The sequence below is a fragment of the Streptomyces sp. NBC_00306 genome (genome assembly GCF_036169555.1).
GTDB lineage: Bacteria > Actinomycetota > Actinomycetes > Streptomycetales > Streptomycetaceae > Streptomyces > Streptomyces achmelvichensis.
The window spans coordinates 7212796-7228605 of sequence record NZ_CP108032.1; the positions used below are offsets into that span (position 1 = coordinate 7212796).

General features: G+C 70.6%; 14 protein-coding genes. 10 read left to right on the forward strand and 4 right to left on the reverse strand.

Features of this window, described 5'->3' with window-relative positions; all coding sequences use genetic code 11:
- Positions 1-171: 171 nt before the first annotated feature.
- The 5 genes from OHA05_RS32275 (at position 172) to OHA05_RS32295 (ending at position 4824) form a co-directional block, all read left to right on the forward strand.
- A complete protein-coding gene (locus tag OHA05_RS32275; RefSeq protein ID WP_328862493.1) occupies positions 172-1944 on the forward strand; it encodes a serine/threonine-protein kinase in 1773 nt (590 codons plus the stop codon).
- Positions 1945-2253: 309 nt separating this feature from the next.
- Entirely contained in the window at positions 2254-2421 is a 168-nt protein-coding gene (locus tag OHA05_RS32280) for a hypothetical protein (protein ID WP_313942711.1), read from the forward strand.
- Between the two features lie 215 nt (positions 2422-2636).
- Positions 2637-3128, forward strand: a complete 492-nt coding sequence (locus OHA05_RS32285) for a phospholipase (protein ID WP_313942710.1) — start codon at positions 2637-2639, stop codon at positions 3126-3128.
- Positions 3129-3271: 143 nt separating this feature from the next.
- Entirely contained in the window at positions 3272-4351 is a 1080-nt protein-coding gene (locus OHA05_RS32290; RefSeq protein ID WP_313942709.1) for an NAD(P)H-dependent amine dehydrogenase family protein, read from the forward strand.
- Positions 4348-4824: a carboxymuconolactone decarboxylase family protein gene (locus OHA05_RS32295; RefSeq protein ID WP_313942708.1), complete on the forward strand. Its 477-nt coding sequence runs from the start codon at positions 4348-4350 to the stop codon at positions 4822-4824. The genes OHA05_RS32290 and OHA05_RS32295 overlap by 4 nt, the downstream gene beginning before the upstream one ends.
- Positions 4825-4956: 132 nt before the next feature.
- On the opposite strand, the gene OHA05_RS32300 is transcribed toward OHA05_RS32295, so the two are convergent.
- A complete protein-coding gene (locus OHA05_RS32300) occupies positions 4957-6600 on the reverse strand; it encodes a GMC oxidoreductase (protein WP_328862494.1) in 1644 nt (547 codons plus the stop codon).
- 206 nt (positions 6601-6806) lie between these two features.
- Between OHA05_RS32300 and OHA05_RS32305 the strand changes: the two genes are divergently transcribed.
- From OHA05_RS32305 to OHA05_RS32315, 3 genes are read left to right on the forward strand one after another with little or no spacing between them, the layout of a single operon-like run.
- Complete coding sequence (locus OHA05_RS32305; protein ID WP_328862495.1) at positions 6807-7487, forward strand: ABC transporter permease; 681 nt, start codon at positions 6807-6809, stop codon at positions 7485-7487.
- Positions 7484-8158 carry an ABC transporter permease gene (locus OHA05_RS32310; RefSeq protein ID WP_328862496.1) on the forward strand — a complete coding sequence of 225 codons (675 nt, stop codon included), beginning with the start codon at positions 7484-7486 and terminating at the stop codon, positions 8156-8158. Before OHA05_RS32305 ends, OHA05_RS32310 begins: the two co-directional genes overlap by 4 nt.
- Positions 8155-9108, forward strand: coding sequence for an ABC transporter substrate-binding protein (locus tag OHA05_RS32315; protein ID WP_328862497.1), 954 nt, complete (start codon positions 8155-8157; stop codon positions 9106-9108). Before OHA05_RS32310 ends, OHA05_RS32315 begins: the two co-directional genes overlap by 4 nt.
- Before the next feature lie 28 nt (positions 9109-9136).
- On the opposite strand, the gene OHA05_RS32320 is transcribed toward OHA05_RS32315, so the two are convergent.
- The 3 genes from OHA05_RS32320 to OHA05_RS32330 form a co-directional block, all read right to left on the reverse strand.
- Complete coding sequence (locus tag OHA05_RS32320; protein WP_313942703.1) at positions 9137-9685, reverse strand: hypothetical protein; 549 nt, start codon at positions 9683-9685, stop codon at positions 9137-9139.
- 220 nt (positions 9686-9905) lie between these two features.
- Complete coding sequence (locus OHA05_RS32325) at positions 9906-11372, reverse strand: hypothetical protein (protein ID WP_328862498.1); 1467 nt, start codon at positions 11370-11372, stop codon at positions 9906-9908.
- Positions 11373-11581: 209 nt separating this feature from the next.
- Positions 11582-12745 carry a betaine/proline/choline family ABC transporter ATP-binding protein gene (locus OHA05_RS32330; RefSeq protein WP_313942701.1) on the reverse strand — a complete coding sequence of 388 codons (1164 nt, stop codon included), beginning with the start codon at positions 12743-12745 and terminating at the stop codon, positions 11582-11584.
- A gap of 186 nt (positions 12746-12931) precedes the next feature.
- Between OHA05_RS32330 and OHA05_RS32335 the strand changes: the two genes are divergently transcribed.
- Positions 12932-14410, forward strand: a complete 1479-nt coding sequence (locus tag OHA05_RS32335; protein WP_328862499.1) for a cellulase family glycosylhydrolase — start codon at positions 12932-12934, stop codon at positions 14408-14410.
- Between the two features lie 75 nt (positions 14411-14485).
- On the forward strand, positions 14486-15784 hold the full coding sequence (locus tag OHA05_RS32340; RefSeq protein ID WP_328862500.1) for an alpha/beta fold hydrolase: 1299 nt from the start codon (positions 14486-14488) through the stop codon (positions 15782-15784).
- The last annotated feature ends 26 nt before the right edge of the window (positions 15785-15810 follow it).

Below are 15810 nucleotides of genomic sequence, written 5' to 3' on the forward strand. Positions count from 1 at the left end.
CGGACCGCCGTCCGCACAGACGGCCGTCCCCGCGCGCCGTACGACGGGCCGTGTCCGATGCGCGTTCCCCGCCGACGGGAACGCCCGCGACGCCGATCGGCGCCGGGGACTGCCCGCCGATGCCCGATGCGATTCCTTACGGCCGGCCCCGGCCTCGTAAGCTGACCGGCCATGGACACCAGGGGGGCCGGCAGACGCATCGTCGACGGCCGTTTCGAACTGCTCGGCAGGCTTGGCAGCGGCGGCATGGGCACCGTGTGGCGGGCCCGCGACATCGTTCTGCACCGCGAAGTGGCGCTGAAGGAGGTGCGGCCCGCGGACCCGGCGGTGGAGGAGTCGGACCCCGCCCGGGCACGCATGCTCAGTGAGCGCGTCCTGCGCGAGGCCCGGGCGCTCGCCCGTATCGCCCACCCGCACGTCGTCACCATCTTCCACATCGTGGACGGTCCCGAGGTCCCCTACCCGTGGATCGTGATGGAGCTGGTGGACGGTGAGTCGCTGCACGACCGGCTCACGCGCGGTCCGCTGACCGTCCCCGAGGCGCTCGGCGTCGGCCGGGGCGTGCTGTCCGCGCTCCGCGCGGCCCATGGCGCGGGCATCCAGCACCGGGACGTCAAGCCCGCCAATGTGCTCCTGCGCCGGGACGGCAGTCCGGTGCTGACGGACTTCGGCATCGCCGCGCTGCGCGAGTCCGCCGGTCTCACCGCGACCGGTGACCTCATCGGCTCGCCCGAATACATCGCTCCCGAACGCATCCGCGGCGAGGAGGGCAACCCCGCCTCCGACCTGTGGTCGCTCGGCATGCTGCTCTACGTCGCTCTGGAGGGCACGCATCCGCTGCGCCGCGGCACGAGTCTGTCGACCCTGGTCGCGGTCCTCGACGAGCCGATTCCGCCGCCGGTGCGGTCCGGAGCGCTCGCTCCCGTACTGAACGCCCTGTTGGTACGCGACACGGCCGCGCGTCCGGACGCGGAACGGCTCGCGGCCATGCTCGACGGCGCCGCGCGGGAGGTTCCCGGCGGGGCGCCGCCACCGCCCGCGGCTCATTCCTACGCGCCGCCCCACAACGCGCCTTCCGTCAACGCGGCACCCGGCAACGTGCCTTCCGTCAACGCGCCTTCCGTCAGCGCGGTGCAGGACCTTCCACCGGGTGCACCACTCGGTACCTTCGGTCCGCCGCACCCCTCCACACTGCTGCTCGGCCACACGCCCCAGCCGGCCACCGGGCCCCAGGCCGCCGCGCGCAGGCCGGAGCGCGGCAGAAGGATCGCCGTCGTCGTCGGCGCCGCCGCGGCGATCACCGCGGTGTCGCTGTTGCTGTTCCAGGTCCTTCCCGGTGGCGGTGACGGGGAGAAGGACTCGGCGGGGAAGGCCCCGGCCGCTACGGGCGGTGCCTCGGGCTCGGAGAAGGACCGGACGCCCGGCGGGGGCTCGGACACGGACACGGGCACGGAACAGCCGGACAAGGCAGCGCTGCCGCCGTCGCAGAAGTCCGCCGACCTGCTGACGCCCGCCGGCGTGCGCGAGGTGATCAAGGCACTCGAAACCACGGCGCACACCACGAAGTTCTTCGAACTCGTCGTGTACGAGGAGTACGCGATCGCCCAGGTCCCGGTGAAGGGCAGCCGGAAGAAGTACGACCGCTACGAGTACCGCGACGGCCGCGCGTCGAAGCAGGGACCGGGCGGCACGGTGATCGGCACGGACGAGGGACCGGTCGACGTCAGCAAGGTCACGTGGGACAAGCTGCCGACGCTGATCAGCCGGGCCAACCGCGAGCTGGGCATCAGCGAGCCGACGATGCGTTATGTCATCGTCCGCGGGCCCGTCTTCGAGGACGTCCCCACGGTGAACGTCTACCTCACGGACGACTACAGCTCGTCCGGATATCTCGCGGCGGACTTCAAGGGCACGGTGCTGAACAAGGTGGCGGCCGAGAACTGACGTCCCCTGGGCCCGTCCCGCTTGCCGCGCACCGCGCTCATCCGGCTGAGCCGTCCGCCCCGTCCCACGGGCACCGCCGCAGTCGGAGCCAAGGGGAACAGTCATGAGATCCGCCCAACTCGCCGCCGCGGGGCCGGCGCTCGGCGCGGCCCTCTCCCTACTCGGTGCCACCGGCACCGCGCAGGCGACGGGGACCCGTGTCACGGGCACGGCCACCACCGTGCAGGCCCACAGCAACATCCGTGACGCGCCGACCACCAGCAGCAGGCTGATGGGCACCACGACGAGGGAGACCGAGGCGGGCGTCGAGTGCTACCAGCGCGGCCGCGCGTCACGGCGGGCGGATACACCACGGACGTCCGGTACTTCGGCACCGTGCTCGACTACGGCATCGGCCACATCTGCTCCAGCGCGTGGGTCCGGGGCGGCAACGTCAACGTCGGCAGGGACCCGGGAGCCGGCATTCCTCCCTGCTGACCCTTCTCCATACCGGAGTTGCCGCCGGGCCGAGGGGCCATTCGCCTGAACTTTCGCCCCTCGGCCGGCGAAGAGCGGAGGCGCCGAACTGAATCCGAGGGAAATTCAGTGGCACGTGACATCCGCCATCTATCCCTGACAGGGACATGACGTCACGCTGAACGTGCCTCGTGAGAGCCCGCGAGGCGACAAGGCCCCAGTCACGGAGGTTCCGCATGCGCCGCCGTTTCGCCTTCCCTCTCGCCGTGGTCACCCTGTCAGTACCCCTGGCACTGATCCCCGCCACGTCCGCCTCGGCCGCACCGGCCGACAAGCCGCAGGTCCTCAGCTCCTGGACCCAGACCAGCGCCTCCAGCTACAACGCGTGGAACGCCGCCCGCCAGAACCAGGGCGCCTGGGCCGCGTACGGTTTCAACTGGACGACGGACTACTGCAGTTCCTCGCCGGACAACCCGTTCGGCTTCCCCTTCCAGACGGCCTGCGCCCGCCATGACTTCGGGTACCGCAACTACAAGGCCGCAGGCACGTTCTCCGCCAACAAGTCCCGTATCGACTCGGCGTTCTACGAGGACCTCAAGCGCGTCTGCGCCGGCTACTCGGGAGCGACCAGGACCGCCTGCAACAGCACCGCCTGGACGTACTACCACGCAGTGGACATCTTCGGTGTCGCGCCGGCCACGGCGGGCACAGCAGTACAGGCCGCCTGACGGTTCGTCACGGTGGCGGGCGGGCCCGGGTGCTTCTCGCACCCGGGCCCGCAGCGCTCGCGTCGCGATCCGTCGTGCGACTCCTCATTTCGGGTCGTTCATGGCTCTAGGAACGTCAAGGGCCCCGCGCTACCCTCCGCCGCATGATTTCCACGGTGGTCTGGGGTACCGGCAATGTCGGCCGTGCGGCCATCCGCGCCGTCGAGGCTCATCCCGCGCTGAAGCTCGCGGCCGTCATCGTCCACAACCCCGACAAGGTGGGCCGCGACGCGGGCCATCTCGCGGGCCTGAGCGAAGAGTTGGGCGTCACGGCCACCGACGACATCGACACGGTGCTGGCCGCGAGTCCACGCGCCGTCGTGTACGCGGCCTCCGGTGACATCCGCCCCGATGAGGCCCAGGCCGACATCGTCAGGGCCGTCCGGGCCGGCGCGGTCGTCGTCACTCCCGCGCTGTACGCGCTCTACGACCAGCGCAACGCCCCTCAGGAACTGCGCGACCCGGTCCTGGCGGCCATCGCGGACGGCGGCGGATCACTGTTCGTCTCCGGCGTCGACCCGGGGTGGGGCAACGATGTACTGCCACTGCTGATCAGCGGACTCGGTACGTCCGTGGACGTGATCCGGTGCCAGGAGATCTTCGACTACTCCACCTACGACCAGCCGGACTCGGTCCGGTATCTGGTCGGCATGGGCCAGCCGATGGACTACGAGCCGCTGATGCTGGCGCCGTCGATCCCCACCATGGTGTGGGGCGGACAGATACGGCTGATGGCCAGGGCGCTCGGGGTCGAACTCAACGAGATCCGCGAGACGTTGGACCGGTGCCCCCTCGACACCACGGTCAGCACCAGGACCATGGGCGACTTCGAGGCGGGTACCCAAGGGGCCGTGCGGTTCGAGGTGCAGGGCATCGTCGAGGGTGAGCCGCGCATCGTCATCGAGCACGTCACCCGTATCCACCCGTCCTGTGCTCCCCACTGGCCCACACCGCCGGACGGCGCCGGCGCACACCGGGTGATCATCGAGGGCCGCCCGCGTATCGAGGTCACGGTCGAGGCCACCGACGAGGGGGAGAACCGGTCGGCGGGCGGGAACGCCACGGCGGTCGGCCGGCTGGTCAACGCCATCGACTGGCTGGTGGAAGCGGAACCCGGACTCTATGACGCACTGGACGTCCCACTGCGCGCCGCAGTCGGCAGGCTCGGAAGGAGCCGGCGATGAACATCGACATTCCCGAGGGCCAGGAGCCGATCGGCTATGTCTGGGGCGAGATGGTCCCGGGCATCGGCATGGCCGCCGCCAACTTCTCGCTGTCCGTGTACGAGCACACGACCCTGGGACTGCGTGAGTTCGAGGCCGCACGGCTGCGGATCGCGCAGATCAACGGATGCCTCTTCTGCCTCGACTGGCGTACCGACCGGGACGGCGAGAAGGTCGAGGACGAGTTCGCCGAGGCGGTGACGCAGTGGCGCACCACGGAGGCCTTCGACGACCGCACCCGGCTGGCCGCCGAGTACGCGGAGCGGTACGCCCTGGATCACCACGGCCTCGACGACGAGTTCTGGACCCGGATGACCGCTCACTACAGCCAGCACGAGATCGTGGAGCTGAGTATGAGCATCGGCTCCTGGCTGGCGTTCGGCAGGCTCAATCATGTGCTGGGTCTCGACGCGGTATGCGTCCTGCCCCACTGAGGTGTCCGGGGCCGCTCGGTGAGATGGGCCGGCCCCGGCTCCCGGCCGACCCGCGTGAAGGCTCGTCCCTCGGCCTCCGCCGGTCGTCGCCGGTCGGTTCGTTGCTACAGGTCTGCGCCGGTCAGTCGGTTCCTACAGGTCTGCGGCGATGATTCTCTCGATGTTCCGTTCGGCGAGCGCCGTGATGGTGACGAACGGATTGACGCTGGTGTTGCCGGGGATCAGCGATCCGTCGATGACGTACAGACCCGGATGGCCGTGGAGGCGGCCGTAGTTGTCGGTCGCCTTGTTCAGGACCGCGCCGCCGAGCGGGTGGTAGGTGAGGTGGTCCCCCCAGATCTTGTAGGCGCCGAAGAGGTCGGTCCGGTAGATGGTCCCTTCCTTCGCGTTGATCTTGTCGAAGATCGTCTTGGCCATGTCGATGGACGGCTGCTTCCAGGCCGTCTGCCAGTTCAGATCGGCGGTGCCCGTCGCGGCGTTCCAGGTGAACTGGGCGCGGTGCGGGTTCTTGGTGATCGACAGATAGAACGAGGCGAACGTCTCGATCCCGGTGGGGAGCGGTGCGACCTCCGCGAACGCGCCTCCGGCGGCCCAGTTGTCGATGCCGGAGCAGGGGATGGACGACTGGAGCTTGCCGGTCGGGTCCCACAGGTGGTTGGCGCGGCCGCACATGACGTTGCCGTTGTCGCCCCAGCCCTTGCCGATCTCGGAGTTCAGGCCGGGCAGCGCGCCGGTGGCCTTCAGCTTGGTCAGGAGTTTGCTGGTGCCGACGCTGCCGGCCGCGAAGAACACCCTGTCCGCCGTCACGCTCTTGGTGGTGACCGTGTCGCCGTTGGTGTTGATCTCGTCGATGACGACGGTGTAGCCGCCCGCGGCGGCCGGGCGGACCGAAGTGACCTTGTGCAGCGGTGAGATGGCGACCCGGCCGGTCGCTCTGGCCTGAGCGATGTAGGTCTTCTGGAGGGACTTCTTGCCGTAGTTGTTGCCGTAGAGGATCTCGCCCTCCAGCGCCGACTTGGGAACGGTGCCGGCTGCCTCCTGCTTCATGTAGTCCCAGTCGTACACGTCGGGCACGAACACGAACGGGAAGCCGGAGCGCTGGGCGTGCTTGCGGCCCACCCGGGCGTACTGGTAGCACTCCGCGGTCTCGAACCAGGCCGGGTCGACGGTGCTGACCCCGAGCGCGGCGTTCGCGCGTGGGTAGTAGACGTTGTACATCTCGTCGGTGTTGACCGAGGGGAGGACGGCCGGGAAGTTCTCGCGGCGGGGTGTGACCGCCATTCCGCCGTTGACCAGGGAGCCACCGCCGACTCCGCGCCCCTGGTAGACGATGATCCCGCCCATCTCCTCGGCGTCCAGGATCCCGGTGTAGCGCGGGATGGCCTTGTCGATCGGGAAGCCGAGGAAGTTGCTGAGGGGCTGTTTGGTCTTGGTGCGCAGCCAGTAGGAGCGTCTGTCTGGCTTGGTGGTGTTGGCGAAGATCTTGCCGTCCGGACCGGGGGTGTCCCAGGCCATCCCCATCTCGACCATGTGCACGTCGATGCCTGCCTGGGCGAGACGAAGGGCGGCGACCGAGCCGCCGTACCCGGTGCCGATCACGAGGGCCGGGACATGGGCGCCCGGAGGGATCGGGGCGGGCGCGAGGGCGGCTTTCGCCTGGGCGGGGGTGGTGTGACCGGCCAGAGTCACGGCGCCCAGAATGGAACCGGTTCCTGTGATGAATCGGCGGCGCGACACGCCTTTGGGGGTCTTGTCGTGCAGGTGAGCGTCGGTCATGTGATGTTCCTCACTCTTGACGAATGGGAACACGTTCTACTGCTGCCCGCATGGGAAGTCACTACATACCTTTAGGTAACTTGTGTCCGATCACATATCTGGATCACCTGGTCACGGCCTCCCACGGGTACCGGTCGGGAAGTGCCGGCACCCGGACAGGCGAGCAGAACGCGCGGTCAGGGACCGGGCCGGGCTGCAATGAACAGGTGACCGCGACCCCCGACGACTGCCTCGCGCACAATGACTGGATCTGCGGTGCGTATGTGTCCACCCGCCGTGAGATCCTCTGGGACGCCGTCCTCCAGCACCTCCAGCTCACGCTGATCGCGGTGGCGCTCGCCCTGCTGCTCGCCGTCCCTCTCGCCGTCGCGGCACGCCGCTGGCGCTGGGCCGCCGGCCCCGTGCTCGGGGTGACGACCGTCCTCTACACGATCCCGTCGCTCGCGATGTTCTCGCTGCTGCTCCCCGCCTACGGGCTCTCCGCCTCGCTCGTCATCGCGGGTCTGGTCCTGTACTCGCTCACCCTGCTTGTCCGCAACATCCTCGCCGGACTGCGCGCGGTACCGCAGGAGACCCGGCAGGCCGCACGCGGAATGGGCTACGGCCCCATCCGCCTGCTGCTCGCCGTCGAACTGCCGCTCGCGCTGCCCGCCGCCATGGCGGGACTGCGGATCGCGACGGTCTCCGCGGTCTCCCTGGTCACCATCGGCGCGATCGTCGGCTATGGCGGTCTCGGCAACCTCATCTACGCGGGAATGAACACCTACTTCAAGGCCCAGGTGCTCACCGCCTCCCTGCTCTGCGTGGTCATCGCCGTCGTCGCGGATCTGCTGCTCCTGCTCGTCCAGCGGTTCGCCACGCCCTGGACGCGACGGGGTCAGGCATGAACACCCTTTCAGCCGCCTGGGACTGGCTGACCAGCGCCGCCAACTGGTCGGGCGCCAACGGCGTCTGGAACCGGCTCGGCGAGCATCTGTTCCTCACCGTCGTATGCCTCGGTCTGAGCTGTCTGATCGCCCTGCCGGTCGCTCTCGTCCTCGGGCACCTCGGCAAGGGCGGTACGCTGGCCGTGAACATCTCCAACGTCGGGCGCGCGGTGCCCACGTTCGCCGTACTGGTCCTGCTGCTGCTCAGCCCGATCGGAAGCTACGGCTCCTGGCCGACGATCATCGCGCTGGTGCTGTTCGCCGTTCCGCCGCTGCTGACCAACGCCTACGTGGGCATGCGCGGAGTCGACCAGGACGTCGTCCGCGCGGCCCGCGGCATGGGAATGACCGGCCGCCAGATGCTCCTCGGCGTGGAGATCCCGCTCGCACTGCCGCTGATCCTGACCGGGGTGCGGATCGCGGCCGTGCAGCTGGTCGCCACCGCCACCATCGCCGCACTCGCGGGCGGCGGCGGACTCGGACGGATCATCACCGCGGGCTTCAACCTCGCCTCCACCCCGCAGGTGGTCGCCGGGGCGGTGCTGGTCGCGGTGTTCGCCCTGCTCGTGGAGGGCCTGTTCGAACTGGGGCAGCGGCTGGCGCCCGGGTGGGTGCGGGGGAGCGGCGGATGAGGCCCCGCCATGCCCTCGCCGTCGCCTCGCTTGCGGTCCTGACGGCCTGTGCGACGGGCCCGTCGCTGGAGAACCAGGGCGCTGTCACCGAGTCGCCCGGCGACAGCAAGCATCTGACGATCGGATCCGCGGGCTTCACCGAGAGCGATCTGCTGGCCCAGATGTACGCTCTGCTGCTCCAGACCGCCGGCTACAGCACCGAGATTCTGTCCGTGACCAACCGCGAGATCTACGAACCCGCCCTGGAGAGCGGGCAGATCGACGTGGTGCCGGAGTACGCCGCCACCTTCGCCGACTGGCTGAACGCCAAGGCCAACGGACCGAAGGCGGGCACCGTCGGCTCGCCCGATCTCGCCGTGACGATGACGGCCCTGCGGGGGCTGGCGACGCCCCGCGGTCTCACCGTGCTCGACGCCGGGAAGGCCGTCGACCAGAACGCGTTCGCGGTGAGCGCGGCGTTCGCCAAGAAGTACGGGCTCAAGACGCTGAGCGACCTGGGCAGGTCGCGCCGGCCCGTACGGCTCGCGGCCGGTGACGAGTGCGTCCAGCGGCCGTACTGCGAGCCCGGGCTGAAGAAGACGTACGGCATCGACATCACCGCGGTGGATCCCAAGGGCGTCGGCACCACGCAGGCGAAACAAGCGGTCCAGGGCGGACAGGACCAGATGGTGCTGACCACGACGACGGACGGGACGCTCGACGAATTCGGACTGGTGCTGCTGGCGGACGACAAGCATCTGCAGAACGCGGACTACATCGTGCCGGTGGTGAACCGCTCACGTGCCGGGAGCGCCGGCGTCACGAAAGCACTAGGCAAGCTCAACTCGGTGCTCACGACGGCGGATCTGGCGGCCATGAACGAACAGGTGGACAGCTGGCGGCGGTTGCCCGAGGACGTGGCAAGGGACTACCTGGAGTCCAAGGGCCTGCTGCCCAGGTCCGGTACGTGACGGGACCGCATGCCCCCCGACCACGACGTCACGCGCCGCCCCGCGCCGCAGCCGTGGGGGCCGGTGTGAGGAGCTCGATCAGTGCCGCGCGGTGGAGGTCCGCGATCGGGTGGAGAAGGTCCGGATGCCGCAGCAGCGGCGCGGCACGGTGATCCCGGGGGCTCGGGACGGTCAGCCGGCGCGTACCGCCCATGCCGCCGCCCACACCGCCCGCGCCGTGATGCGTCGCGGCCGTGCAGGCAGCGGCGACGACGGCAAGATCGGCGTCGGCCAGCAGGCAGGCCGCCCAGCTGACGACGGTTTCGTCCACCCGTGTGCGCCAGTCGAACTCCGCCGCCCACAGCGGGTGGGTGTCCGCGCCGGTGACGGCGTCCAGCCGGCCGGAGCCACCGGGACCGAGGAGGTCCAGCAGTTCGGCGTCCAGCGCGGTGGGGTAACGCAGGGCGGCGGCGATGGTGACCGCATGCCGTGCCTGGGCCTCGGCCAGGGCGTCGTTCAGCGGGCCGGCCGCCGGCGGGAACGCCGACAGCAGCCAGCGCGCGGAGGCGGCGATGACCGGCGAGAGATGGCTGGACATGGTGGACGGTCCTTTCCCTGTGCCCGCCGTGATGCTGTCACCACTGCGTGGTCGGGTCGCGAGGACTCGCGTGCCCGGGGCGTGCGGGGCCGGCCAGCGTAAGGGCGTCCACCGGAGCGCCGACAGGGCGTACGTCACAGCCGCGCTGCCAGTGCTTCAGGGGCCGCCCGTGGGCCGCGCGGGTCGGGGGCGTGTGACCACCACCACACCTCCGAGAGGGTCAGGAGGTGCCGCGGCCGGCCGGGCGCTCGGCGTGCAGATTCTCCAGGCGCCGCTGCAACACCTGTAGGGCCCCGCGCTGGCGGCCCGGGACGCGGCGCCGCAGGCCGACGAGCCCCGGTGCCAGCGCCCGTGCCCGTGCGACGTCCCTGATCTGCTCCCACTGGTGGTGCGCACGGTCGACGGCGCCCTCGACATCGGGATCATCGGCGGCCTGCTGCCGGGTGAGCCGGGCCTCGGCAGCGGCCATCCACAACTCGCAGCTGAGGGCGGGATCACCCGCGAGGCGAGCGAGATCGGCGCGTACCTCGACCCAGTGCAGGGCTTCGGGAGAGGCGGCACCGTGGCTGCGCAGGGCCTGCTGCTCCCACGAGGCGGCGGCCGCCGCGGCTTCGTGATGCCGCCCCGCGTGTGCGGCGGCGAGGATGCCGGGATGCGGGTCGCCACCGTCGGCGGGACCGCTCACCGAGGCCGCACCGGACCCCGCGGCCGTCGGGATCGTGCTGCCGGCGGCCTGCGCGGGGAGGAGGGACGCCGGAGCGCCGGGGGTCAGAGGCAGGGGCGCGAGTGGGTCGGCCGCGACGACGGCCGCGATGGGAAGCGGCGCCGGCCGGGCATCGGTCTGGGCGCCGCCGCCCGCTCCGGCAGGTGCCGTCGCATACGGGACGGTGGTGACGGGCGCGTACGCACCGTCCGCCGGAACCGGAGGGGCCACCGGGAGAGCCACGGGCGGGAGGGTTCCGTACCCGCCCCCTTCGCTCGCCCCGTGCGGGAGGGGAACGTACCCGCCGCCCACCGTCGTTCCATGCGGTGGCGTGCCCGCCGCCGGCGCCAGCAGCAGCGCACCGTCCACCCCCGCCTGGAGCGCCGCCTGCTCATGCAGCGCCGCGAGGGTCGGCCGGGAGCCGCTGCGCCAGATGGAGGCGCAGGCCGCGAGGTAGGCGGGGCCCACCGCGTCCCCGCGCTGCGGGGGCGGTGCGACGCGGCCGTACAGATGCACGCCGGCGCCCAGACCGAGTCCTTCCCGGGTCACCCGTGGCCACGTCTCCGCGTCCGCGACCAGATCCACGACCATCGTCGTGGTGCCGGGCCGTCTGATCATCAACTCCGCTCCGAGCCAGTGCCAGGGCAACGCGGTGTACCGCATCGTCGAGGGGGTGGACCGCGCGAGCGCCAAGTGGGGCAGCCGCTGCTTGCGGTCGAGCTGGAGCTGACCGGCGATGTACAGGAACACCGGGCCCTGGGCGGCGGCCGCCGCCCGGATCCGGGTCAGAACGGTCTGCGGGTCGAGCGGGTCCGCGAGTTCGACCACCGTCGCGGCGGCGGTGCCCGTCAGCGCGCTCGGCGGTACGGCGGCCAGCGCGGGCAGCACCGAACTCGCGTCGATCAGACGCCCCTTACCGACCGGCGCGGCCGCGATCAGCAACGCGGTACCTGGTGCCGCCGTGTCCCCTCCCGTGATCACCACACCCAGCACCGTAACCGACGCCGTGCACGCCGCCGGCCGGGTGCGAGGTCGTGGGCAGGTCGACGGATACCTCATGGTCCATCAATAGCCGTACAGAGCACCGTGGTTGGGCAGCGAAGCGAAACAGTCATCCGCCCCTGCGCTCCTCGGGGTCGAGCAGGCGATTCCCTGCGGGCGAGTCGACCCGGCCGGCCCGCGACCGTCCCGCCCTACGCGTCCGACACCGAGTCGAAGTCCACCTCGTCGCGCCCCACTCCCTGCGCGTCCGCGTCCACGGAACGGCGCAGTGCCTCGTGCAGCTTCGCCGGGGTGAGTACTCCCACGAAGCGGGAGCCGTCCACCACGGCGACCCACCCCGCGTCGTGCTGGAGCATCTCGCTGAACGCCTGCTTCAGCGGCGCTCCGAGCGGTACCCACGCCTCCATCCGGCGGGCCAGCTCGCCGACCGTGCCCTGCTCACCGGCGTTCGCGAGGGCGTCCGCGGAGACCCAGCCGTGCAGATCGCCGCCCGGGCCGAGCACCACCGCCCACCGGGAATCCTCCTCGCGGAGCCGGTCCGCGACCGATCTCGCCGTCTCGTCGAGACGCGCGACCGGCGGCTGCTCCAGGTCGTCCTCCTCGATCACCGTGACCGAGAGCCTCTTCAGCCCGCGGTCCGCACCGACGAAGTGCGCGACATAGGGGGTCGCAGGCGTCCCGAGCACAGCCGCCGGGGTGTCGAACTGCTCGATGCGCCCCTCTCCGTACACGGCGATACGGTCCCCCATCCGTACCGCCTCCTCGATGTCGTGGGTGACCAGGAGCACCGTCTTGCGGACCGTGGCCTGGAGACTCAGGAACTCGTTCTGCAGCCGTTCGCGCACCACCGGGTCCACCGCGCCGAACGGTTCGTCCATCAGCAGAACCGGTGGGTCGGCGGCCAGGGCGCGGGCGACACCCACCCGCTGGCGCTGACCGCCCGAGAGCTGCGCCGGATAGCGGGAGCCGTATGTCGCGGGGTCCAGGCCCACCAGATCGAGCAGTTCGGCCGCCCGTGCGCGTGCCTTCGCCTTCTTCCAGCCGACCAGCGCGGGGACGGTCGCCGTGTTGTCGAGAACGGTCCGGTGCGGGAAGAGGCCGACCTGCTGGATGACGTAGCCGATCCGGCGGCGCAGTGCGACGGGGTCGACACCCGAGATGTCCCGGCCGTCGACGAAGATGCGGCCCGACGTCGGCTCGATCAGCCGGTTGACCATCATCATCGTGGTCGTCTTGCCACAGCCCGAGGGGCCGACGAGCGTGACCAGTTCCCCCTCGGCGACCTCGAAGGACAGGCCGTCGACTGCGGTCGTGCCGTCCGGGTAGACCTTGCTGACCTGCTCGAACCGGATCATGTCCTCACGCTAGAAGCGGGTCCGCGGCCGCGCACACGGGCCGCGACTGTCCGAGTCATGCGCGAACTCGGCTCCCGATCATTCTTGTCATGGCCCTTGCAGCGAGGGAGCCGGGCTGCTATTCCATCCGGTTAGGAAAGTTTCCTTTTAGTCCGGGCCCCCCTCACGAACAGGCAACGGAGACCCATGAGACCGTCAAGGAACTGGTTACGCTCACTCGGCGGCGTCGGCACCCTCGCCGCCGCTCTGCTCCTCGGCCTCACCACGGCCCCCACCGCACCGGCGGCCCCCACGGCCGCCGAGGCCCCGGAAGCGGCGGCCGCCGTCACCCACGAGGCCGAGAACGCAGTCATCTCGCAAGGAGTCGTGGAGTCCAACCACGCCGGCTTCACCGGCAGCGGCTTCGTCAACTACAACAACAGCACCGGCAGTCATGTCGAGTGGACCGTCAACGCGGCACAGGCGGGCAGCACCACGCTGACCCTCCGCTACGCCAACGGCACCACGGTCAACCGGCCGATGACCATCACCGTCAACGGAGCCGTCGTGGCCGCCGACCGGGCCTTCCCCGGCACCGGAGCCTGGACCTCCTGGAACACCGCCACCGTCACCGCCGCCCTCAGGGCCGGCGCCAACACCGTCCGGGCCACCGCGACCACCGCCAACGGCGGCCCCAATGTGGACAGCCTGGCCACCGACGCCGGAGGCCCGCCGCCCGTCGGCCGGACCCCCGTGGAGATCAACGGCCAGCTCCGGGTCTGCGGCACCAAGCTCTGCAACCAGTACGGCAAGCCCATCCAGCTGCGCGGCATGTCCACCCATGGCCTCCAGTGGTACAACCAGTGTGTGACCACCGGCTCGCTGAACGCCCTGGCGACCGACTGGAACGCCGACGTCCTGCGCATCTCCATGTACATCCAGGAGGGCGGTTACGAGACCGACCCGCGCAGGTTCACCGACATGGTCCACTCGATCATCGAACAGGCCACCGCGCGGGGCATGTACGCGATCGTCGACTGGCACATGCTCACCCCGGGCGACCCCCACCACAACCTCGCCCGTGCCAAGACGTTCTTCACCGAGATCGCCCAGCGCCACGGCAACAAGAACAACCTGCTGTACGAGATCGCCAATGAGCCCAGCGGAGTGAGCTGGTCGCGGATCAAGAGCTACGCCGAGCAGCTCATCCCGGTCATCCGGCAGAACGACCCGGACACCCCGGTCCTCGTCGGCACCCGCGCCTGGTCCTCCCTCGGTGTCTCCGAGGGCGCCGACGAGACCGAGATCGTGAACAGCCCGGTCAACGCGGCCAACATCATGTACACCTTCCACTTCTACGCGGCGTCGCACGACGGCGAGTACCTCGACACACTCTCGCGCGCGGCCGACAAACTGCCCATGTTCGTCACGGAGTTCGGCACCCAGACGGCCTCCGGCGACGGCGGGAACAACTTCACCCGCTCCCAGCAGTACATCGATCTGATGGCGAGCAAGAAGATCAGCTGGGTCAACTGGAACTACTCCGACGACAGCCGTTCCGGCGCCGTCTTCAAGGACGGCACCTGCAACAGCAACGGCCCCTGGACCGGCACCGGGCCCCTGAAGCCCGCCGGTGCGTGGGTCCGTGACCGGATCCGGTCCGCGGACAACTTCCCGACCGGCTGACCTCCGTTCCCTGCGACTCGCGCCCGCCCATGTGATCCCATGGGCGGGCGTGGGGCGTACAGAACAGGAGCACCAGTGAGCACATACCGCCAGCCGGGAGTCGTCCTCACCGACCGGCATTTCGCCGTCCCTCTCGACCATCGCGACCCGGGTGGCGAGCAGCTCGAACTGTTCGGCCGCGAGGTCGTCGCCGGCTCGCGCGCCGGGGACGAGCTGCCGTGGCTTGTGTATCTGGAGGGCGGTCCCGGCTTCGGCGCCCGCCGCTTCATCGGGCGGCAGGCCTGGCTCGGCCGCGCGGTGCAGGAGTACCGCGTCCTCCTGCTCGACCAGCGCGGCACCGGCCGCTCCGGTCCGCAGAACCGGCAGACGCTGGCGGAGCGCGGCGGACCCGAGGCCCAGGCCGAGCACCTCGCCCGCTTCCGGGCCGACAGCATCGTGCGCGACTGCGAGGTCGTCAGACACCGCCTCACCGGCGGTGCGCCCTGGACCGTGCTCGGCCAGAGCTTCGGCGGATTCTGCGCCACGCACTATCTCTCCACCGCGCCCCAGGGGCTGAGCGCCGTACTCGTCACCGGGGGACTGCCCTCGCTGGACGCCTCCGCGGACGACGTCTACCGCGCCGCGTACCCCCGCATCCAGCGCAAGGCCGAGGCCCACTACGCCCGCTACCCGCAGGACATCCGGCGGGCACGCCGGATCGCCGCCCACCTTGCCGAGCACCCGACGGTCCTGCCCGGGGGTTACACGCTCACCCCCGAGGCCTTCCAGTCGCTGGGCATCCTTCTCGGGTCCGGGGACGGCAGCCACCAACTGCACTATCTGCTGGAAAGCGCCTTCGTCCGCGTGGGCCGCCGGCACGAACTCTCCGACGCCTTCCAGGAAGCGGTCCTCGCCGCACTGTCCTTCGCGGCCCATCCGCTCTACGCCGTCCTGCACGAGGCGATCTACGCCCAGGGCGAGCGGGCGACGGACTGGGCGGCCGAGCGGGTGCGCGCCGAGTTCCCGCAGTTCGACGCGGCGACGGCCCTCGCGGGCGACGGCCCGCTGCTGTTCACCGGGGAGTCGGTCCACCCCTGGCACTTCGAGGTGGATCCGGCCCTGCGGCCGCTGCGCGAATGCGCCGACGCGCTCGCCGCCCGCACCGACTGGGAACCGCTGTACGACGCCACGCGCCTGGCCGCCAACCAGGTGCCGGTCGCCGCGGCCGTCTACCACGACGACATGTACGTGGACACCGAGCACTCGCTGCGGACCGCGCGTACCGTCCGCGGGCTGCGCACCTGGGTCACGGACGAGTACGAACACGACGGGGTACGGGCGAGCGGCTCACGGGTCCTGGACCGGCTGCTCGGCCTGGCCCGCGGGGAGCTCTGATCCGCCGACTTGCCGGGGAGAGCCGC

What these genes read in the sequence shown, in the direction of transcription:
- OHA05_RS32320 (WP_313942703.1), bottom strand. Translation starts at nt 9,685, where the DNA reads ATGTCCAGCCATCTCTCGCCGGTCATCGCCGCCTCCGCGCGCTGGCTG.
- OHA05_RS32290 (WP_313942709.1), top strand. Translation starts at nt 3,272, where the DNA reads ATGATTTCCACGGTGGTCTGGGGTACCGGCAATGTCGGCCGTGCGGCC.
- OHA05_RS32330 (WP_313942701.1), bottom strand. Translation starts at nt 12,745, where the DNA reads ATGATCCGGTTCGAGCAGGTCAGCAAGGTCTACCCGGACGGCACGACC.
- OHA05_RS32315 (WP_328862497.1), top strand. Translation starts at nt 8,155, where the DNA reads ATGAGGCCCCGCCATGCCCTCGCCGTCGCCTCGCTTGCGGTCCTGACG.
- OHA05_RS32335 (WP_328862499.1), top strand. Translation starts at nt 12,932, where the DNA reads ATGAGACCGTCAAGGAACTGGTTACGCTCACTCGGCGGCGTCGGCACC.
- OHA05_RS32295 (WP_313942708.1), top strand. Translation starts at nt 4,348, where the DNA reads ATGAACATCGACATTCCCGAGGGCCAGGAGCCGATCGGCTATGTCTGG.
- OHA05_RS32285 (WP_313942710.1), top strand. Translation starts at nt 2,637, where the DNA reads ATGCGCCGCCGTTTCGCCTTCCCTCTCGCCGTGGTCACCCTGTCAGTA.
- OHA05_RS32300 (WP_328862494.1), bottom strand. Translation starts at nt 6,600, where the DNA reads ATGACCGACGCTCACCTGCACGACAAGACCCCCAAAGGCGTGTCGCGC.
- OHA05_RS32310 (WP_328862496.1), top strand. Translation starts at nt 7,484, where the DNA reads ATGAACACCCTTTCAGCCGCCTGGGACTGGCTGACCAGCGCCGCCAAC.
- OHA05_RS32275 (WP_328862493.1), top strand. Translation starts at nt 172, where the DNA reads ATGGACACCAGGGGGGCCGGCAGACGCATCGTCGACGGCCGTTTCGAA.